16 protein-coding genes are annotated in these 19,619 nt (G+C 61.3%); 4 read left to right on the top strand and 12 right to left on the bottom strand.

The window, feature by feature from the left end; translation table 11 throughout:
• Nucleotides 1-16 precede the first annotated feature (16 nt).
• Nucleotides 17-1,369, top strand: a complete 1,353-nt coding sequence (locus tag ACQ4OE_RS03450) for a c-type cytochrome (protein ID WP_430945688.1) — start codon at nt 17-19, stop codon at nt 1,367-1,369.
• 11 nt (nt 1,370-1,380) lie between these two features.
• Nucleotides 1,381-2,370 (top strand): XdhC family protein, encoded by a 990-nt coding sequence (locus tag ACQ4OE_RS03445; RefSeq protein WP_430945687.1) that lies wholly within the window; start codon nt 1,381-1,383, stop codon nt 2,368-2,370.
• Between the two features lie 47 nt (nt 2,371-2,417).
• Here ACQ4OE_RS03445 and ACQ4OE_RS03440 read toward each other — a convergent pair whose 3' ends face one another.
• Complete coding sequence (locus tag ACQ4OE_RS03440) at nt 2,418-2,888, bottom strand: MarR family winged helix-turn-helix transcriptional regulator (RefSeq protein WP_008077486.1); 471 nt, start codon at nt 2,886-2,888, stop codon at nt 2,418-2,420.
• Between the two features lie 292 nt (nt 2,889-3,180).
• Here ACQ4OE_RS03440 and ACQ4OE_RS03435 point away from each other — a divergent pair, with 292 nt between their 5' ends.
• Complete coding sequence (locus ACQ4OE_RS03435) at nt 3,181-4,134, top strand: PDR/VanB family oxidoreductase (protein WP_430945686.1); 954 nt, start codon at nt 3,181-3,183, stop codon at nt 4,132-4,134.
• Between the two features lie 36 nt (nt 4,135-4,170).
• A complete protein-coding gene (locus ACQ4OE_RS03430) occupies nt 4,171-5,244 on the top strand; it encodes a Rieske 2Fe-2S domain-containing protein (RefSeq protein ID WP_430945685.1) in 1,074 nt (357 codons plus the stop codon).
• 59 nt (nt 5,245-5,303) lie between these two features.
• Here the strand turns inward: ACQ4OE_RS03430 and ACQ4OE_RS03425 are convergent, their stop codons facing one another.
• The 11 genes from ACQ4OE_RS03425 to ACQ4OE_RS03375 are packed head-to-tail and all read right to left on the bottom strand — an operon-like array spanning nt 5,304 to nt 19,511.
• The gene (locus ACQ4OE_RS03425; RefSeq protein ID WP_430945684.1) at nt 5,304-6,935 is read right to left on the bottom strand and encodes an arylsulfatase; all 1,632 of its coding nucleotides are present in this window, start codon (nt 6,933-6,935) and stop codon (nt 5,304-5,306) included.
• Between the two features lie 45 nt (nt 6,936-6,980).
• On the bottom strand, nt 6,981-7,775 hold the full coding sequence (locus ACQ4OE_RS03420) for a cyclase family protein (protein WP_110718488.1): 795 nt from the start codon (nt 7,773-7,775) through the stop codon (nt 6,981-6,983).
• Nucleotides 7,753-8,754 carry an NAD-dependent epimerase/dehydratase family protein gene (locus ACQ4OE_RS03415; protein ID WP_430945683.1) on the bottom strand — a complete coding sequence of 334 codons (1,002 nt, stop codon included), beginning with the start codon at nt 8,752-8,754 and terminating at the stop codon, nt 7,753-7,755. Before ACQ4OE_RS03415 ends, ACQ4OE_RS03420 begins: the two co-directional genes overlap by 23 nt.
• 9 nt (nt 8,755-8,763) lie before the next feature.
• Nucleotides 8,764-9,747 carry a fumarylacetoacetate hydrolase family protein gene (locus ACQ4OE_RS03410; RefSeq protein WP_430945682.1) on the bottom strand — a complete coding sequence of 328 codons (984 nt, stop codon included), beginning with the start codon at nt 9,745-9,747 and terminating at the stop codon, nt 8,764-8,766.
• The gene (locus ACQ4OE_RS03405) at nt 9,744-10,325 is read right to left on the bottom strand and encodes a cupin domain-containing protein (protein WP_430945681.1); all 582 of its coding nucleotides are present in this window, start codon (nt 10,323-10,325) and stop codon (nt 9,744-9,746) included. The genes ACQ4OE_RS03410 and ACQ4OE_RS03405 overlap by 4 nt, the downstream gene beginning before the upstream one ends.
• Nucleotides 10,326-10,338: 13 nt before the next feature.
• Nucleotides 10,339-11,586, bottom strand: coding sequence for an MFS transporter (locus ACQ4OE_RS03400; protein WP_430945680.1), 1,248 nt, complete (start codon nt 11,584-11,586; stop codon nt 10,339-10,341).
• Nucleotides 11,576-14,050 carry an efflux RND transporter permease subunit gene (locus ACQ4OE_RS03395; RefSeq protein WP_430945679.1) on the bottom strand — a complete coding sequence of 825 codons (2,475 nt, stop codon included), beginning with the start codon at nt 14,048-14,050 and terminating at the stop codon, nt 11,576-11,578. Before ACQ4OE_RS03395 ends, ACQ4OE_RS03400 begins: the two co-directional genes overlap by 11 nt.
• A 4-nt stretch (nt 14,051-14,054) precedes the next feature.
• Nucleotides 14,055-15,158 (bottom strand): WD40/YVTN/BNR-like repeat-containing protein, encoded by a 1,104-nt coding sequence (locus tag ACQ4OE_RS03390; RefSeq protein ID WP_430945678.1) that lies wholly within the window; start codon nt 15,156-15,158, stop codon nt 14,055-14,057.
• Nucleotides 15,159-15,218: 60 nt separating this feature from the next.
• Complete coding sequence (locus tag ACQ4OE_RS03385; RefSeq protein ID WP_430945677.1) at nt 15,219-16,607, bottom strand: DUF1329 domain-containing protein; 1,389 nt, start codon at nt 16,605-16,607, stop codon at nt 15,219-15,221.
• Nucleotides 16,608-16,619: 12 nt separating this feature from the next.
• The gene (locus ACQ4OE_RS03380; RefSeq protein ID WP_430945676.1) at nt 16,620-18,317 is read right to left on the bottom strand and encodes a DUF1302 domain-containing protein; all 1,698 of its coding nucleotides are present in this window, start codon (nt 18,315-18,317) and stop codon (nt 16,620-16,622) included.
• Nucleotides 18,318-18,374: 57 nt separating this feature from the next.
• Entirely contained in the window at nt 18,375-19,511 is a 1,137-nt protein-coding gene (locus tag ACQ4OE_RS03375; RefSeq protein ID WP_430945675.1) for an FAD-dependent oxidoreductase, read from the bottom strand.
• Nucleotides 19,512-19,619: the final 108 nt, after the last annotated feature.

Genomic DNA, 19,619 nt, shown 5'->3' with positions numbered 1-19,619 from the left:
CAGCGCCGGAGCGTCCATGAATAACAGCCGATTCGCAAGAACCGCTGGCTGGCTGGGGGTGCCGTGCCTGGTCGCGGCAGGCCTGCTGGCCTGGTATGTCACCCGCGAGCCTGTCTCGCGCATGGAAAACCATCAGATCGCCGTGGCCGATATCGACCCGGCACTGGTCGCCCGTGGCGAATACGTCGCCAGGCTCAGCGATTGTGTGGCCTGTCACAGCGTGCCGGGCGGCGCGCCGTTCGCCGGCGGCCTGGAAATGGCCACGCCGCTGGGCGCGATCCATGCAACCAATATCACCCCGGACACCGAAACCGGCATCGGCCACTACAGCCTGGCGGACTTCGACCGCGCCGTGCGCCACGGCGTGGCCCCCGACAGTCGCCGTCTGTATCCGGCGATGCCCTACCCGTCCTACGCCAAGCTCAGTGACGATGATGTGCGTGCGCTGTATGCGTTCTTCATGAAAGGCGTGGCGCCGGTGAAGCAGGCGAACATCCCCAGTGCGATTCCGTTTCCGCTGAACCTGCGCTGGCCGATTGCACTGTGGAACGGGGTGTTTGTCGACGCCGAGCCTTATGTCGCCAAACTGTCGCAGGATGAAACGTGGAACCGTGGCGCTTACCTCGTTCAGGGCGCCGGGCACTGCGGCAGTTGCCACACGCCGCGCGGTTTGGCGTTCAACGAAAAGGCACTGGATGAGACCGGTAAACCGTACCTCGCTGGCGCCTTGCTCGATGGCTGGTACGCGCCGAGCCTGCGTGATGATCACAACACCGGGCTGGGCCGCTGGAGCGAGCCGGAGATCGTGCAGTTCCTCAAGACCGGGCGCAATAAACATGCAGTGGTCTACGGCTCGATGACCGAAGCGTTCAACAACTCCACGCAGTTCATGAGCGATGACGATCTGACCGCAATTGCCCACTACTTGAAGTCGCTTCCCGGGGATCGTGAACGGGATGGCGAGCCTTGGCAGTATCAAGCGGTTTCGGCAGCGGAACGTCTGGACACGCCCGGTGCTCATACCTACGTGACGCGCTGTGCTTCGTGTCACAGCCTGGACGGCAAGGGTCAGGCGCAATGGATGCCGCCGCTGGCGGGCGCAACTTCTGCTCTGGCCAAGGAGAGCGCCTCGGCGATCAACATCACCCTCAATGGTTCGCAGCGTGTCGTCGCGGCCGGTGTGCCGGACGCCTATCGCATGCCGGCCTTCCGTGAGCAGTTGTCGGATCAACAGATCGCCGAAGTGCTGACCTTCATGCGCAGCACTTGGGGCAATCAGGGCGGTGCTGTTGATGCGCAGGCGGTGGGCAAATTGCGTGAACACACCGATCCGGCCAGCAGCAGCCCGATCATTCTGCAGATGCGCTAAGGGGGAATCTGATGGAAAGCATCGACTTGCTGGTCCTGCGCACCGCGCGGGACTGGCTCGCCGCTGGTGAGCGTGTGTTGCTCGCCACGGTGGCGCGCACTTGGGGCTCTTCACCGCGCCCGACGGGTTCGATGATGGCTTTGCGCAGCGACGGTCGCGTGGTCGGCAGCGTGTCCGGTGGCTGCATCGAGGACGATCTGATCCACCGCTACACCACGGCCCATGGCGGCAGTGCTTTTAGCGACAGCGCACCGCAAGTGGTGCGCTATGGCGTGAGTGCCGATGAGGCACATCGATTCGGCCTGCCCTGCGGTGGCACGCTGGAACTGATCCTTGAGTTCAACCCGGCGTGGCCGTCACTCGATGAACTCCTGACGCAATTGGACGCCGGGCAACTCGTTCGCCGTCGTCTGGCGTTGGAGTCCGGTCAAGTCACACTCGAATCCACCGCGACCCCGGAACAATTCAGCTTCGATGGCGCGCAGATGCTCAACACCTTGGGGCCGGGCTTTCGGATGCTGATGATCGGGGCCGGCGCGCTGGCCGAGTATCTGGCGACCATGGCGTTGTTCAACGGATTCAAAGTGGCGGTGTGCGATCCGCGTCCCGAGTACATCGCGACGTGGGCGGTCGATGGTGTGGAGCGCATTGTCGGCATGCCGGATGACGTGGTGCGCGACTTCGCCGTCGATCTGCGCACCTGCATCGTCGCCTTGAGTCATGACCCCAAACTCGACGATCTGGCCCTGCTCGAAGCGCTTCACGGCCCGGCGTTCTACATCGGTGCCATTGGCTCGCGGCGCAACAGCCAACTGCGCCGTGAACGCCTGATCGAACATTTTGGTGAGACCCAAGCGTCACTTGAGCGTCTGCACGGACCGATCGGCCTCTACATCGGCAGCAAGACGCCTGCGGAAATCGCCGTCAGCGTGATGGCGGAGATTCTTGCCGCGAAGAATGGCGCCAGCCTGCCAGCGCAGCAACACAGGCAGGTCGGGTAGCCGGGCTGGCGTTGCTTGGGCTGCGGATTTGACTAATGGCCGCTGACTCACTCATCACTCGGGTCGTAACTGTTCACATTCGGCACCTGCAGATGCAGGCGCCCAAGCAAGTCAACCAGCGTGTCGACCTCAGCCGGGGTCAATCCGCTGAGCAGACGCGACTCTCGCTCCAGTGCAACTTTAAGCACGCGGTCATGCAGTTCTTTACCGCTGGCCGTCAATCGCACGGTGTAACGCCGCGCGTCCTTGGGATCCAGTTGACTGGTGATCCGCCCCGCTGCTTCCAGCGTTTGCAATGAACGACTGACCGCGCTTTTGTCGAGGCCGATGGCCTGGCAGATTCGGTTGGCGGTGATGTCGGATTCAACCGCCAGCATTGAAAGCATCCGCCATTCAACCACGCCGATTCCGAAGTGTTTGCGATAGCACTGGGAAGCCCCGGTGGCGAGTTTGTTCGCCAGGAACGTCACCAGGCCAGGTACATAACGCGACAGATTCAGTTGTGTATCGGTAGCCATCGAGAAAACACCATAGATCGAAGATCTTGCAATTTGGTTGACACCGCAACCAATTTATCTGAGGATTCACTCAGCCAAGCATTGCGGACAATGCGCCGCATGATACGCCGTAGCACAACCTCAAAAAAATAATTACAGGTCTTGCTTATGAACGCTCCTCAACCGTGCCCTTCCGTGGCGCCGATAATTCCCCACAGCCTCTACTTCTTCGCGCCCGGCTGATTCGTCACCCGCTCGTTCCCCTTTTTGCCGTTCGTTTTTCAGCAGCCACTTCAATGTGGAGGGAGAAGTCATGCCTCAAGTCAACGTCACCCGCAAAGTCGTCGAAGCCGAGGGTATTTGCAGTTTCGAGCTGTGCGCAGCAGACGGTCGCCCGTTACCAGCGTTCAACGCTGGTGCTCACATCGACATCCATATTGCCGGCGGCCTCACCCGGCAATACTCACTGTGCAATGACTCCCGAGAGCGTCATCGCTACGTAATCAGTGTGCTGAAGGATCCCGCCTCCCGCGGCGGTTCCACCGCGATGCACGACAGCATCCGTCAGGGACAGACACTTAGCATCAGCGAACCACGCAACCTATTTCCACTCGCGGGCTCAGCCAAGCGTCACCTGCTGTTTGGCGGCGGCATTGGCATCACACCGATGCTGGCAATGGCCCATGAACTTCATCATCAAGGCGCGGATTTCGAGCTGCATTACAGCTTTCGATCCAGCGAACGCGCCGCGTTTATCCAATACCTGCGACAAGCACCTTTTGCCAGCCACGTGCACTTGCACGACGACAGCGGATCGCCCGAACAGAAACTCGATGCGACCGCCCTCCTCGCCGCGCCAGATATCACGACTCACCTTTACGTGTGCGGCCCCGCCGGTTTCATGAATTTCATCCTCGACACCGCGCAGACCGCTGGCTGGCCCGAAGATCGCGTGCACAGAGAGTTCTTCGCCGCCGCACCTGTCGATGCAAGCGCTGATTCGCCTTTCGAAGTTCAGTTGGCGAGCACAGGACAGATTTTTTACATCCCCGCCGATCGCACCGTTTTCGAGGTGCTCGATGAGGCCGGGATCGCCATCGAATCATCGTGCGAGCAAGGGGTTTGCGGCACCTGTGTCACGGGCCTGCTCGAAGGCATTGGCGATCACCGTGACCAGTTCATGACGGCTGCTGAACACGCTGCCAATGACCGTTTCACGCCCTGCTGCTCACGCGCCAAATCGCCCCGCCTGGTATTGGATCTTTGACCTGAACCGAGCATCGACCGCTCGCCGGAGAACATCATGACTATCGCTGCCCAACCCCTTGCACACGAAATTGCCCCGACCAATGTGCCAAGTTTCCCGCTCGATCAATGGTACGTCGCAGCGCTGGGCTGGGAACTGAAAGACCAGCCCATTGGCCGCACTCTGCTGAATAAACCTGTGGTGCTGTTTCGCACCGCCGATAACCAGGTGGCCGCATTGGAGGACCGCTGCTGCCACCGAGCGCTGCCGCTGTCCAACGGCACAGTGGAAGCACGTGGCTTGCGCTGCGGCTATCACGGCTTGTTGTTTGACGAGGGCGGTAAATGCATCGAAATTCCGGGCCAGGACAAGATCCCCAGCAAAGCCAAAGTGCCTGCCTATCCCGTTCTGGAGCAGGATCAGATCATCTGGATCTGGTTTGGCAGCGCTGAGCATCCCGAGCCGACATTCGCGCCACCGGTCTACGACGTGCACAGCAGCGGTAAGTACCTCTTCGACGGTGATGTCTACCACTACGACGCGCCCTATCAACTCATCCACGACAACCTCATGGATCTCAGTCACCTGGGCTACGTCCATTTGCACACCATTGGCGGCAACGCCAGCATTCACATGAACGCGCAGATGAACGTCGATGGTGATGACTCGATGGTTCGTGTGGTTCGCCACATGCCCGATTCCGTCCCGCCGCCGACCTACACCGCGGCCTACCCGTTCAAAGGCAACATCGACCGCTGGCAGGAGATCGAATTTCACTTCAATCACCTGCGCATCTGGACCGGCGCGATAGACGCGGGCACGGACGATCTGCATAACCCGGATCGAGGCGGTTTTCACATGCGCGGCTTTCACGGCGTGACGCCGGAAACCGACACCACAAGCCACTACTTCTGGACCATGGCCACCAACCCTGAACATGATCCTGAATCGGTCAAAGCCAAAGTGATCGAACAAACGAAACTGACGTTTGATGAAGACAAAGTTGTGATCGAAGCGCAGTACCAGAACATGTGTCGGTTCGGTACGCGCCCGATGATTGATATTCACGTCGACGTCGGTGCCAATCGTGCCCGCAGAATCATCGAGCGACTGCGCAACCCAACGAGTTGATGGCCGCAAAACAGTGGCGGCGAGAAACGCCGTCCACTGTGTTCAAAGCCTCTGCCGTATTAGTGCGGGGGAAACGCTACCCCGACCCGCTCGGCATACTTGAGCCATGCGGCTTTGAGCCGTTCGACCGTCTGCGGTTGAGCCGCCGCCAGGTCGTGGGTTTCACCCCGATCCTGTGCAACATCAAACAGCTGCCATTGCGGCGGCTGAGTGTTATCGCCGAACCCTGCTGGCGGGCGCATGCCCAACAATTTGAGATTGCCCTCACGATAATAAGCATTGCCGAACAACTCTCCGGCCAGACTCTCAGCGTCGTGAGGGCTGCCCTTGCCTTCGAGCATTGGCAGGATGGAAGTGCCGGTAATCGGGTGTTTGTCCGCTTCGCTCGGCAAAGCGATGCCCGCCAAATCAAGGAATGTCGGCGCCAGATCATCCACCCGCGCCACGCCCCTTTCTACGCCCTGACGACGCAGTGTCTTGGGCAGTTGAATGATCGCCGGCACACTGATTCCGCCTTCGGCCGTGGTGCCCTTGAACAAGTGGAAAGGCGCGGCACTGACCTCCGCCCAGCGCAAACCATAATCGATCTGCGAGCCGCGCTGGCCCAGGTTGGCCAAGCTGTTATCGGTGTTCGCGCCGGGTGGATAGAACTGCGCATGGTTTTCCGCCGCTGCGCCGTTGTCGGACATGAACACGATCACCGTGTTGTCGTACTGGCCGCTTTGGCGCAGGTAGTCGATAACCCGGCCAATGTTGTGATCGAGGTTGTCGACCATGGCCGCGTAGATCTCCATTTTCCGCGCTTCGACTTTCTGCTGTTCTGCCGTGAGTTGCTGCCAACCGGGCAGCCGTGGGTTCACGGGCAACGGTTGCGCGGGCTGAAAGTCCTTGTCCACCAGGCCGAGCTTTTTCAGCCGCTCAATGCGCGACGAGCGCAAGGTGTCGTAGCCTTGATCGAAACGGCCGCGGTATTTGTCGAGGTATTCCTTGGGCGCTTGCAACGGCCAGTGCGGTGACGTGTAGGCGGCATAGGCAAAAAACGGTTTGCCTTGGCGTTGGGTGTTTTGCAGGTAGCCAATCAGCTTGTCGGTGTAAAAGTCTGTGGAGTAGAACGTCTCGGGAACCTCTACCGGCTGACCGTTTTCACGGTAATGCACTTGCTCCAGGGGCGTCGGTGCAACGCTGGCGGGTTTGAAGTGCGTCGCCCCGCCTTCCAGCAAGGTGAACGACTGCTCGAAACCGCGCCGATCCGGGCCTTGATCGGCCTCCAGACCCAAGTGCCATTTGCCGACCATCAGCGTGTTGTACCCGCCCGCTTGGAGCAGTTCGGCAACCGAGTAGGCGCGCCCGTTCAGGAACCCTTCATACCCCGGTTTACCCCGTTGAAACGGTTGCAAGGCTTCGGCCATGGTACCCAGCCCGACAAGGTGATTGTCAGTGCCGGACAGCAACATCGAGCGGGTGATGGAACAGGTCGGCGCTGCGTACATGCTGGTGAATTGCACGCCCTGCTGGGCCAGTTCATCCAGCCTCGGAGTGTGAATCTCGCCGCCATAACTGCCCAGATCCGAGTAGCCGAGATCGTCCGCCACGATCAGCAGAATATTCGGTTGGCTGGCCGCCAGGGTCACGCCGCTGGCCAGAGTCAGGGCGCAGAAAAGTGCCGTCAGCGGTAATCGCGATAGAGCCATCGGTTTTCTCTTATTGTCGTTGAAGGAATGCCTCGGACAACCTGATCACTCTTCGAAAATAGCCACCGCGCGCACAAACCCTGCGGACGCATGCCGGATCTTGTAGGGAAAGCACGAGACGGTGAAGCCGCTCGCTGGCAGGGATTCGAGGTTGGCCAGTTTTTCCATTTGCCCGTAGCCGATATCGCGCCCGGCCTTATGCCCTTCCCAGATGATCGAGGCGTCGCCGCTGGCGGCAAAACGTTCACGGGTGTATTTGAACGGTGCGTCCCAGCTCCAGGCATCCGTGCCGACCACGCGCACGCCGCGTTCCAGCAGATACATCGTCGCTTCGCGCCCCATGCCGATGCCGGCATCGAGGTAACCCGGCTGGCCAAACAACGCCCCGGCGCGTGTGTTGATCAGCACGATATCCAGCGGTTGCAACGTGTGCTCGATACGCGCCAGCTCCGCTTCGACCTCTTCTGCCGTGACCACGTGCCCGTCGGGCAAATGGCGAAAATCCAGTTTGACCCCCGGCTGCAAGCACCAGTCCAGCGGCAACTCATCGATGCCAAATGCCGGCTCGCCGCCATCGGTGGTCGAGGCGTAATGCCATGGCGCATCCATGTGGGTGCCGCTGTGGGTGGTGATCTGCAAGCGCTCGGCGGCCCACGATTCATTGCCGGGCATCTGCTCAAGCTGCAAACCCGGAAACATCGCGGCCATTTCCGGCCAGCCTTGCTGGTGATCCATGTAATCGATCTTCGGCAACAGCGGCGGCGGGTCTGTATACGGGTTGTTATCGAGGGTCACCGAAAGGTCGACCAGACGACGTTTACGCTGGATGGGCTGTGACATGAGGCGTGTCTCCGTTCAACGGCAGATGCCGATAAGGGGCTGGGTTGAGAGCGTTGCGAATAAGCGTGGCGACGTTGCCGTCATGGCAGAAACCGGCAGCGCGGGCCTGCGGGGTTTTCAAGGGCGGCATGCGCCCGAACAGGGTTTCGAGGTCAAGGTCAGCGGCGAAACTGATCAGCCCACGGCGTTGCTCGCCGTAAGTTGCCGCGAGTGCATCGATGACCTGGGCGATGGACAGCTGCAGAACCGGCAGTTGCCAGACCCGCTGTTGCGCGGCGGCGTCATCCAGCTCGGCGGCGTGAATCAAATTGTTCACGCAACAGCGGGCCGACATCCACCACGCCGTCGCTTGCGGCGACACCGGGCAGCAATAGTCAGCGCCCTCGGCAAAAGCACGCATCAAGTCGCTCATGAAGGCCGAGCGCAAACCGTTGGGTTCACGCGGGCGCGCGACAATGCCCGGCAGGCGCACCGCTCGGCTGTCGACTTCAGCGCGCCGACCCAAATCGATCAACGCGCGCTCGACCATCAATTTGTGTGTGCCGTACGACAGTTGCGGATGCAGTTCAGCCTGCTCGTTCATCTTCGCCGGCAGATCCGCGCCGTACACCGCGACGCTGCTGGCATACACCAACACCGGAGGTCGCGCCTTGTTGCGCAGTTGATCGAGCAGTTCAAGGCTGGCCAGCAGGTTGACCTGATAACCCAGTTCGTAATGCGCCTCCGCCGCCCCACCGGGGACGCTGACCAAGTGAAAAACCACGTCGATGCCATCGGCCAGGACCCGGCGCATCAACGCCGCATCGGTCACGCTGCCGCTGTGCCGGCGCAGGCGCGGATCGTCGGGCAGGCCTTGAACGTCAGTGTCCAGCACCAGCAACGAACGAATGACTTGCCCGCGCAAACTGCCGCGCGCGAGCAGACAACGCAGCAGTTCGCGGCCGACAAAGCCATTGGCTCCGGTAATCAGTACACGCATGGGCGTTCCTCAGCCGTGGGCCTTGACAACGCGCTGGTCGATCGCGCCGAACAGCGACCGACCATCGCTGCCGCTAACGTCCATGCGCACGCGATCACCGAAACGCATAAAACCCGTCACCGGAGCGCCCTGCTCGATCATCTCAATGGCCCGACGTTCGGCGATGCACGCCGAGCCGACACTGCGCTCGGCGTTCGACACCGTGCCGGACCCGATCAGGGTTCCGGCGCGCAGGCGACGAGTTAAGGCCGCGTGGGCGATCAGCTCGCCAAAATGAAAGTTCATCTGCGCGCCGTGCGGCTGGCCAAACCATTCGCCGTTCCAGTGCACTTGCAGGGGCAAATTCACGCGGCCATCACGCCAGGCTTCGCCGAGTTCATCCGGGGTAATCGCCAGCGGGGCAAAACTGGAGGACGGTTTGGCTTGCAGGAAACCGAACCCGGTGCGCATTTCCCGCGGTGCCAGCGCACGCAGGCTGACATCGTTGATCTGCAGGATCAGTTTGATGTGCTGCAAGGCGTTTTCCGCCGAACAGCCCATCGGCACATCATCGACCAGCACGACAAATTCGCCTTCGAAATCGATGCCCTGGCTTTCGCTCGGCAGTTCGATGTCATCGTGTGCGCCGATAAAGTCATCACCGGCGCCTTGGTACATCAACGGCGTGCGGTCAGCGCCTTCGATCGGGTCGAGGTTGAACGCCTTCTGCATCAACGCGCCGTGACTGAGAAACGCCGAACCGTCACACCATTGATAAGCACGCGGCAGCGGCGCCATCGCCTGCGCGGGGTCGAAGGCAAAGGTCTGACCTTGATCGCCGTTTTCCAGTTGGTGCGCCAAGGCCTGTAAGCGCGGCTCGGTTTCAGTCCAGTTTTCGATGGCTTGCTGCAAGGTCGGCGCCACCGAACGGGCGTCGATAGCCCGAGCCATGTCGCGCGAAACCACCACCAACTGGCCGTCACGGCTAGCGTTTTTCAAGGTTGCGAGCTTCATGCCGTTTCTCCCGGGCAGTCTTGCAGTTCAGCGGCGAAACGCCCGTCCAGCAGGACAAAAACCATGCGCGCCATGGCCTCGGTACGGTTGCTCCACGCGTGATGGGTGCCACGCTGAACCACCACGTCGCCGCGCTTGAGGTGGACTTCCGTATCGTCGAGCACCAGCCAGACTTCGCCTTCGGTGACGATGCCGTAATCGAGGGTTTCGGTGCGGTGCATCAGTTTGTGCCGCGAGTTCGCCTGGCCGGTGCCGGCGTGCGCCTGGCCAATCTCGGCGAATGCAGCCGCTGCAGCGGCAGCGCTGACCTGGTTCTGCACGCTGTCTGGCGGAATGTCGACGACGCGAATCACACTGCCCTGCCGGCCGGGGCTCAGCTGTAAAGGTTTGCCGGTTGGATCATCGGCATTGTCGAGCAGTGCCGGACTGCCGCTGCTGTTCCATATTTCATGAAACACGGTGCCTGGCACCGCTTGCAGTGCGAAGACGTTAGCGGTTGCGCCGAGACTGGCGACGACCGCGCGGCCGTGGGCATCATGCCCGGTGACCACGCGTTTGAAAGGGGGAAGCGCTTGCATGGAAAATCCTCGTTCAATGGCCGTTGCCGATGGAGTCGTGACCGCCGACATGGGCGCGTTTCAACAGACCACCGAGCCTCGGCACGGACAGACAAAACAGCGCCACGACCAGTTGCAGCCAACCGATCATGGCCAACGCTTGCGGCAACGCCGTGGAAGCCCCGGAAGTGATGGCGAGTACCACCAGCGGACTGACGAATTCGCCAGCGAAAATCGCCGCGGTGAAACACCCCGCCGCTCGCCCACGCTGAGCAAAACCGACTTGCGCCATGATCCAGGTGATCAACGTCGGCAACATCAGGCCGATGCCCAGACCGTTGACCAGTACCGCGACCACCACTTGCGCGTGGCTGCCGGCAGCGGCCATCAACAGGCCGCCGATACCCGCGAGGCCATAGGCAATCAGCAACACATGCTGGCTGCGCAGACCGCTCAACAGACGAAAACTCAAGGCCCCGACAAGCACGCCGAGTTGATTGGCGCCCATGGTCATGCCGATCTGCTGCGGCGCATCCACGTGCAACAAGTTGAGCAAGTAGCCGGCCTGCACCGGCACGATGAACAGGCTGAGGCCCGCGAGCAGCGACAACGCATACAGGGGCGTCAGTGCGCGCCACGGAAAAGCACGCGGGGCTGGCACCGGCAAGGTTGCTGTCGGTTGCACGCGCGGTTGCGGCTCCCAGAGTTTCCACGCCATCAGCGGCAGGAAAATCAGCCCGACCGCGTACAGCGCAAACGGTGTGCGCCAGTCGTCCTGACCGAGAAAACCACCCAGGGCGATAAACACCGCCGCAGACAGTGAGGTCGCGACCATTTGCAACGCAAACAGGCGTTCACGGCGGGCGCCGCTGTAGTAGTCGCCCATCAGCGTCGTGCAGCAGGTCATGATCCCCGCCTCCGCCAGACCGATACCGGCGCGGCTGGCGACGATGGCCGGCAGCGAATCCAGCCACAGCGGCAGCACACCGCAGAGCGTGTACAGGGCCATGCTCGCCAACAACAGCGGTTTGCGCCCCAGCCGATCGGCGATAACCCCGGCAAACGGCGCCAGCAGTGCAATCATCAATGCCGGCAACGTCAGCACGATCGGCACCAGCACCATGCTGCCTGCGACCTCGGCAAAATGGGCCTGCATGCGCGGTAATACCGGTGCGAGCAATACCGCGCCGAGCACTGGCAGACAGCTGCCGAGCAGCAAGAGCAACGATTGCGTCAAACCGGCGCGGCGGCCGCTGTTTTCAAGTGAAGACTCAACGGCCATGACAGGTCTCCCGGTGACGCGATTGAACAACATCTACCGCCACGGCTCGCGACGGCACGGCCACATCGACTGCCTCCGCCGGCATTTCTGCGTCGGTGTTCGTGCGCCGTGCAGGCAGCAGGAAGTACGCCAGCGCTGGCAACAACACCAGTGCGCCGACCATGTTCCAGACGAACATGAACGCCAGCAGCACGCCCATGTCAGCCTGGAATTTGATCGGCGAGAAGATCCACGTGGCCACGCCAATGGCGAGCGTGATGCCGGTGAGCATCACCACTTTGCCGGTGGACACCAGCGCGCGGTAATAGGCTTCTGACAGGCTCGCACCCTGGCGCAGATGACCGAGCAGGATGCTCATCACGTACAACGCATAGTCGACGCCAATGCCGACACCCAACGCGATCACCGGCAACGTCGCGACCTTCACGCCGATGTTCAGCCAGACCATCAACGCTTCGCAGAGGATCGAGGTGACCATCAGCGGAATCACCGCGCACAGCGTGGCGCGCCACGAGCGGAAAGTGATCAGGCACAGCACGATCACCGCCCCGTAGACCCAGAACAGCATCTCGCGATTGGCCTGTTTGACCACGATATTGGTCGCCGCTTCGATGCCGGCATTGCCCGCTGCCAGCAGGAATTGCACATCATCATTGTTATTGGCAGCGGCGAATTGCTCGACGTGTTCGACCAGCCGCGTCAGCGTTTCAGCCTTGTGGTCGGTGAGGTAGGCGTACAGCGTGAGCAGGCTGCAATCCTCGTTGTACAAGCCACGCGGCGCACTGGCGGTGATCATGTTGAGCATCGCCTGATTGTTCTGCAGCTCGTACCACTTGGCGCTGCCTTCGCTGAGGCCGACCAGCATGCGCCGGTTGAGCAAGGCCAGCGAGTTGGTCGAATCCACCCCCGGCAGCGCGCGCAGTTGCCAGTCCAGCGCATCGACTTTGGCGAGGATGTCGTAACGCGCACATTGCCCGGCCGGGGTCTTGACCATCACCGCGAACAAGTCACTGCTGGCGCCGTAATGCCGGGTCAGAAACGCATCGTCCTGGTTGTAGCGTGAGTCGGCCCGCAGCTCCGGCGCGCCGGCATCGAGATCACCGATCTTCAATTGCAGGCTGACCACAAAACCCAATGCCGCCAACGCCAGGCTGATGGCGATGCACAGGCTGGCCCAGCGACGTTGGGTAAACAGATCGAGAAAACGCCAGAAGCCATGACGCCGCGCGCCGGCCTGATCGTTCTGCTCGCTCTTCAGGCTCAGTTGCGCCGCACGAGGCGTTACGCCGACGTAGGACAGCAACACCGGCAGCAGAATCAGGTTGGTGAAAATCAGCACCGCCACACCGATACTGGCGATCACGGCCAGATCCTGAATCACCTGGATCTTGATCAGCATCAGCACGGCAAATCCCACCGCGTCGCAGAGCAATGCCGTCAGCCCGGCCAGAAACAGCCGGCGGAAGGTGAAACGTGCGGCCACCACCCGGTGCATGCCGCGTCCGATGTCCTGCATGATGCCGTTCATCTTCTGCGCGCCGTGGCTCATGCCGATGGCGAACACCAGAAACGGCACCAGTACCGAATACGGATCCAGTTGATAGTCGAGCAACGGCAACAGACCCAGTTGCCAGACCACCGCCACCAGCGAGCAGAACACCACCAGCACCGTGCTGCGCAGGCAGCGTGTGTACCAGAACAGCACGGCGGTGGTGATCAGGATTGCCACGGCAAAAAACAGCAAGATCTGCTTCAGCCCGGCGATCAGGTCGCCGACCTTTTTCGCGAACCCGGTGATGTGAATGTCGATCTTTTCGTTCTGATACTGGCTGCGCAACGCCTCCAGTTGCTCGGACAGCACCGAGTAATTCAGCGCCTGACCGTCGGCAGTCGTGGCGAGCAACGGCACGTAAATGATGCTCGAGGTTTGATCGAACGCTACCAGTTGGCCGAGCTCGTTGGAGCGCTGCACGTTGCGGCGCAAGGCCTCGAGACTCGCCGGTGTGCCGGCGTAATCATCCGGAATCACCGGACCGCCATCCAGTCCGTCTTCAGTCACTGCGACCCAGCGAGTTGCCGGCGTCCACAGCGATTTCATGTAGGCGCGATCAACGCCCGGCAGCAGGTAAAGCTTGTCGCTCAGCGCCTGCAAGGTTTTCAGGTAATCAGCGTCGTAGATATCGCCCTGACGATTGGCGACGACGATGCGCAAGGAGTTGCCCAGACCACTGAGCTGCTTTTGATGTTGCAGATAATTGGCGATGTAAGGTTGTTGCGTGGGAATCATCTTTTCGAAACTGGCGTTCAGCTCCACGCGCGTGGCCTGATAGCCCAAGCAAAGCGTGGTCATCAGGCACACCAGCAACACCCACAACCGGTGATTGAACAAAGTGCGTTCCACAACCGAGCCGGAGCGCGGGTCGAAACTCGCCAGGCTGGCCGTGGCGTTGTCGAATGGTTTCATAACCTCACTCCGAAGCTGTAGCGGTGGGCGACGCCAGACGCGTCACCCCGGTGAAACCGGCCAGCACCAGGCTGCCATCGGCGGCCTGCACGACGCTGGCAATCGGTTTGCCCAGCGGTTTGCCAAAAGGCTGCAGGGTGGTTGCGTCGCCCGTGGTGCGAAACATTGCGCCCGCCTGATTGACCACCAACAGCTGGCCGTCAGCGGTGCGAATCGCTTCACTGAAGGAAACGGGCATCGGTACGGGCGCGGGCACGAAGCTGTTGCCGCCGTCGGTGGAAATGAACGCGTTGCCTTTCAGGCCTGCCGCCAACAGCGCGCCGTCATCGCGTACCTGCAGGGCGAAGAAACTGCCGCTGTACGGGCTGTCGAGCGCGACGAAGGATTGTCCGCCGTCCTCGGAACGCGCCACATAACCTTGCTCGCCGGCGATGAACCAACGCTCGCCGTGTTGCGCGATGGCATACAGGTGCGCGCCCATCGGATTGTCGATCTGGCCCATCAGCGACTGCCAGCTCACGCCGCCGTCCTCGGTGGTAAACGCGAGGCCGTAGGCGCCGACGATCAGGCCGTGACGTGCATCGGTGAACTTGAGACTCAGAAACGGTTTGTCCGCGCCTTCGCTGACCATCCGTTCGGCGGTTTGCACGCGTGCCGCCGCTGCGTCGGGGTCAGTGGCCGTCGGCAATTGCTCGCGTGCGGCGTGCAATTCGAGTTGCGCCGCGCGGTTGCCGTCCAGCTGCAGCGCCCAGTTTTCGCCACCGTCGTGGCTGACCAGCACCGCACCGGCATGGCCGACCGCCCAGCCCGTGTTGGCATCGACAAACTGCACCGCGGTAAGGCTGACGGACACCGGCACCTGCGCCTGCCGCCAATTGATACCGTTGTCATCGGAGAGCAAGACGATGCCGCGTTCGCCGACCGCCACCAACCGCGCACCTGCCCGCGCCAGATCAAGCAAGACCGCCTGCCGGGCCTGCGGCGCGCGCATCGCCGGGGTGTTCAATACATCACCGACGGCAGCGGCCTGAGCCTGGCTCACGGGTAATACGCAAGGCAGCGCCAGCAGCGCTAACAACCGCCCGAGCACCTGACAGATTCTGTTCATACCGACCTCGAAACCACCTGTGAAACCGGATCGCCACAGCGTGTCGCGATCCGGCCCGATTCAACGAACCCCGGCACCCGCCATCGCCGCCGGCGAGAATTCCGACGCCTTGTAGCGATCGACCACGCCGTATTGCTCAGGCAGGCCGGTGTAGACGTTCTGGATAAACCAGGCGCCGGAGGTCAGGTCGTAGAAACCCGAAGACAGCTGCGCCTGCGCTGGCAGATCCGGCAGCACGGCTGGCAGCGACCACAAGGTTTTGGCGAGTTGACCGTTGGCGTCCCAGCGATCGCCGAGCATCGCTTGCCAGGTGTCTTCGTCGAGGTAGTAGCGGCCCTTCGGCAATTGGTGACGCTTGCCCGGCGCGAGTTCAGCGTCTACCACCCACACGCGGTGCAGTTCCCAGCGCACGTAATCCGGATTCATGTGGTGAGCCAGAAACAGGTCTTCCGGTTTGCCTGCCGTGAGGACTTTGTTGGTGTTGTAAGGGATGTACATTTCCTGCTTGCCGACCAGTTTCCAGTCGAAGCGATCAATGCGTCCCTGAAACACGCTCAACTCATCGAACGACATCACCCCGGCGGTCGCCGGCGTCGGTGTGTCGCAGCAGGCATTCGGCAACTTGCGCACGCGGCGCTGGCCGGTCAGATAGACGTGGGCCTGGGACTTGTCGCCGTTGATATTGGTGCGCCCCATGATTTGCTCACCGGCTCGCAGCGGCGGGCCGACGTTCAGCAGGCGGAACAGCCAGTAATCACCGGCGAAGCTTTCCGGCGTGCCGTCCTGGTAGTAATACGGCATGTCCTGAATCGCCTGGCCGTCGGTGGTCATCACCTGTTTGCCGTCTGCGGTCATCAGGTAATGGCGAAAATGCATGGCCAGTGACGTGCCGCGCCAGTTGAGGATGTGGTTCCACATGGCTTCGGCGCCGTTATGCGGAATCGGGAATGGAATACCGCCAAACGCCCCTTCAGGCACCGGTCCGGCGCTGCTCTCGACCAGCTTGGCGCGGGTCGCGTTTTTCAGGGTGTTGTCATACACCCATTGTGGTGCGGCGGCCGTGCGACGGGTCGGATAGACATCGATGCGATAGGTGTCGGGAAAACGCTTGAACATCTCCTTGGTGCCATCGCTGAGCTTGGCGGCGTATTGCGCCAGATTCTTCGAGGTGATGCTGAACAGCGGCTTGTCGGCCGCAAACGGATCGCTACGTTTGCCGCCCTCCTTGAAGGCCGGATCGACCTTGGTGTAGCCGCCGTCCCAGGCTGGAATCGAGCCGTCGGCATTGCCGGCGCGCTCGGCACCGAAAGGCGTCAGCGACTTGTTCAATTTAGCCGCTTCGTCAGCCGTGGCTGCAGCAGCACCCTGACTCAATACCGCCAGGCTTCCGAGCAACGCGAAGCACAAGGCTTTGAGTGTGAACGCGGCATTTTTGTTGTTATAGGTCATGCGCAAGTCCTCTTAAAACGTGGTCTTGACGGAGAAGGCGAGGTAATCCCGATCCTTCAGCGATTGCTTGTAATTGAACTGGCTGAGGCCGTTGAGGTTGGTGTCCTCGGCGCCGTAGTAATGCGTGTAGGTCAGGCCGGCCGTGACGCGATCGAGGTAAGTGGCGGTGATGCCGATGTTGATGTCGCCACCGTTGTCCGGGCCGAACGAACTGACCACCGCTGATTTGCCCAGCGGAAAATAACTGACGCCGACGGGAATGCTGATATCGATGCCGGAGAAGAACTGGCGGTAGGTCGGCGTGTAGACGACTTTGAAACCGAGGCCATCGTCGGTGGCGTTCGGGTCCAGCGCGGCGCGATTTTTGGTGACGCTGAGCAAACGGTTCCACGCCACTTCGCCGACCAGTCCGGACTCTCGGGCGAGGAAGTTCGGGCCAAACGACGCCAACACGTTCAGGTTGACGTGAGCGGTGCGACCCACGGCGTAGAGCGCGTCATCATCGTTGTCGGCAATGACGCCGGGCAGCACGGTCTGACCGTTCGAGACCAGCGGCATGTTCCAGCGCATCGACGCTTCACCGGCGAAGCTGTACTCGTCCACCGTGGTGGAAAAACTTGCGCCCAGCGCGCGAATGTCTTCGGGGTAGACCCAGTAGTACTCGCCGATCTGGCCGGTGCTGAAGTTCGGCGCCGCCGTCGACGGTTTCAGATACAGCTTGGGCGTCTTGTCGTGGTACTGAATGGCATAGAGGCCGTACTCGACGGTCTCAGCGCTGTATTTCAGCTGCAAACCGCCCTGCCCGGAACTGCGCGCTTCCTTGTGATTACCGTGGAAAAACGCGGCGGGGCTGGCCGGATTGCCGCCGAGGAATGCCGGAAACGGCGCACCGACGATCAGGCGCTCATTGCCTTCGCCAATGGTGTCGCTGGTGGAGAAATAGCTGCCAGCGGCAGGCAGGCGGGTTTCTTCCCATTCGAGTTGGTAGTACGCGCCGAGCGAGACGTCGTCAGTCAGTTGGAAGGTGCCCGACAGTTGATTGACCGGACGGGTGATTTCCTTGAACTGCGTGTTCGGCACCGACTGCGCCTTGACCACGTCCACCGGGGCCATGCCACCGGCAATGCCGTTGGCGCCGAAGAACAGACTTTCGCCCCAGATCAGACCATGACGACCGGCGCGCACCGACGTTGCGCGGTCGGCCACTTCACCGTTCCAGTAGACGAAGGCGTCGAGGATTTCGCCGTCACCACCGTGCAAATGACGGGTGTCGTCGGTGAACTCGTCGTAGCCCACCGAACGTGCGTTGGCGCGGCTCGGATCGTTATTGTCGTTGTTGCCCTGGTACTCGCTGTCGTACCACGCTGCGCCGCTCAAGCGTGCGCCGAAATCCTGAAACGACAGATCCAGCTCCGAGAGGATGTCGGTGCGATTGGAGATCAGGCCTTTTTTGAATGCACGATCGCCATCGTCCTGATTGAACGCCACCTGACCTTCGGTCAACTTGCTGCTCGGATTCTGCGTGCGCCAGGCAGCGCTGTACTTGATCGTGTTGTCCCAGCGCAGCTTGAAATCCGGGTTGCCGGTATCGATGTCAAAAGCGTGAGCGGCCTGGCTGCACAGCACCAGCAGCGCAGCAACGCTCAAACCAAAGGGTGCAGACGAGCCGACCGAGCGACGCGCGAGCGCCGCAGTCGTAGAACTAACCATCGCGTTAACCTCTTGTTTTTATAGTGGTAACTGCTGTGGATGAGTCGCAGGTGTGGCTTAGATTGGCTCGGCAGTGCGCGCGAGCATTTGCTTGACCAGGCCAATGCGATCGAAGGCGCGGTCGTGTTGCATTTCCTTGTCGCCGGCCAGCACCGAGCTTTCGCTGATGTATTTGCAACGTTCGAAGCGCCGCGCCATGAAGCGCTGCAACTGCTGCTCGACGCTGGTGGTGGCGGACTGCTCGTGAGTGAGTTCTTCGCTGAGCACAATCGCGTCTTCGATGGCCATGCCGGCGCCTTGACCGAGGTGCGGCGTGGTGGCATGGGCCGCATCGCCGATCAGCAGGACGCGTCCGCGATGCCACGGCTCATCGACGAACACCACTTCCATCGGCTTGTAGACGACCTGGCTGTTGTCGGTGATTTGCTCGCGCAGTTCGCCGATCAGCCCGGTAAAACCTTGCAGGCGCTGGCGCATCTGCGCAGCCAGATCGGCAGGATCCATCCACGGATTGGAGGGCTCGTGGGACGTCAGAAACAGGTACATCAAGTTGCCGGCCAGCGGCACCAGCCCGGCGTTGCCGTCAGCACTTTGATAGTTGGCCAGATGATCGATCTGTGGCGCGCGGGGAAAGTTGTAGCGCCATACCGACTGGCCAGTGAAACGCGGGGTGTAGGCATCGCCAAAGACCAGGCTGCGCACTTTCGAGAACAGACCATCGGCGCCGACCACCAGGTCGTAGCTGCCTTGACTGCCATCGGTAAACAACACGTCGACCTCTGTGCCGTCGTCGTTCAGCGTTTCCACGCTCAAGCCCAAACGCACGTTGGCACCGAGTTGCAAGGCGGTTTCGCTGAGGACTTTGTGCAGCGCCAGGCGGGAAATGCCGACGTTGGCGGGGTACTGCGGGCCGGCGAGGCGTTGACCCGGAATGCGCGCCAGTTGCTGCCCGCCGGGGCCGTAGATGGCGACGTCTTCGAAGGCATAAGCGGCGTCCAGATAGCCGTCGAGAACGCCCAGTTTGGCCATCTCACGGACGACGTTGCTCTGTTGAATTATCCCGACGCCATAGACTGTCCATTCGGACTTGAGCTCGATCAGGTCGACCTCAATACCTTTACGTCGCAAGGCGATGGCCGCACACAAGCCGCCGATACCACCGCCCACGATCAGAACGCTGTTCACTGCACTCATGGTGTTCTCTCTTTTTATTCTTGTGATCGATGCTGCGTCGGGCACGGCATCGTTGGATGAAGCTTCCCGGCAAAGCAGGGATTTGACTAATCGCGAGTAAGGATGCGA

This window comes from Pseudomonas sp. WC2, assembly GCF_050586545.1.
Lineage (GTDB): Bacteria > Pseudomonadota > Gammaproteobacteria > Pseudomonadales > Pseudomonadaceae > Aquipseudomonas.
This window is presented reverse-complemented; position numbering and strand designations above follow the sequence as displayed.

Excerpts from the sequence above, each read along its gene's own strand:
- ACQ4OE_RS03430 (WP_430945685.1), top strand. The coding sequence starts at position 4,171 with ATGACTATCGCTGCCCAACCCCTTGCACACGAAATTGCCCCGACCAAT.
- ACQ4OE_RS03420 (WP_110718488.1), bottom strand. The coding sequence starts at position 7,775 with ATGTCACAGCCCATCCAGCGTAAACGTCGTCTGGTCGACCTTTCGGTG.
- ACQ4OE_RS03425 (WP_430945684.1), bottom strand. The coding sequence starts at position 6,935 with ATGGCTCTATCGCGATTACCGCTGACGGCACTTTTCTGCGCCCTGACT.
- ACQ4OE_RS03410 (WP_430945682.1), bottom strand. The coding sequence starts at position 9,747 with ATGAAGCTCGCAACCTTGAAAAACGCTAGCCGTGACGGCCAGTTGGTG.
- ACQ4OE_RS03440 (WP_008077486.1), bottom strand. The coding sequence starts at position 2,888 with ATGGCTACCGATACACAACTGAATCTGTCGCGTTATGTACCTGGCCTG.
- ACQ4OE_RS03380 (WP_430945676.1), bottom strand. The coding sequence starts at position 18,317 with ATGGTTAGTTCTACGACTGCGGCGCTCGCGCGTCGCTCGGTCGGCTCG.
- ACQ4OE_RS03445 (WP_430945687.1), top strand. The coding sequence starts at position 1,381 with ATGGAAAGCATCGACTTGCTGGTCCTGCGCACCGCGCGGGACTGGCTC.
- ACQ4OE_RS03395 (WP_430945679.1), bottom strand. The coding sequence starts at position 14,050 with ATGAAACCATTCGACAACGCCACGGCCAGCCTGGCGAGTTTCGACCCG.
- ACQ4OE_RS03435 (WP_430945686.1), top strand. The coding sequence starts at position 3,181 with ATGCCTCAAGTCAACGTCACCCGCAAAGTCGTCGAAGCCGAGGGTATT.
- ACQ4OE_RS03390 (WP_430945678.1), bottom strand. The coding sequence starts at position 15,158 with ATGAACAGAATCTGTCAGGTGCTCGGGCGGTTGTTAGCGCTGCTGGCG.
- ACQ4OE_RS03400 (WP_430945680.1), bottom strand. The coding sequence starts at position 11,586 with ATGGCCGTTGAGTCTTCACTTGAAAACAGCGGCCGCCGCGCCGGTTTG.
- ACQ4OE_RS03450 (WP_430945688.1), top strand. The coding sequence starts at position 17 with ATGAATAACAGCCGATTCGCAAGAACCGCTGGCTGGCTGGGGGTGCCG.
- ACQ4OE_RS03375 (WP_430945675.1), bottom strand. The coding sequence starts at position 19,511 with ATGAGTGCAGTGAACAGCGTTCTGATCGTGGGCGGTGGTATCGGCGGC.
- ACQ4OE_RS03405 (WP_430945681.1), bottom strand. The coding sequence starts at position 10,325 with ATGCAAGCGCTTCCCCCTTTCAAACGCGTGGTCACCGGGCATGATGCC.
- ACQ4OE_RS03415 (WP_430945683.1), bottom strand. The coding sequence starts at position 8,754 with ATGCGTGTACTGATTACCGGAGCCAATGGCTTTGTCGGCCGCGAACTG.
- ACQ4OE_RS03385 (WP_430945677.1), bottom strand. The coding sequence starts at position 16,607 with ATGACCTATAACAACAAAAATGCCGCGTTCACACTCAAAGCCTTGTGC.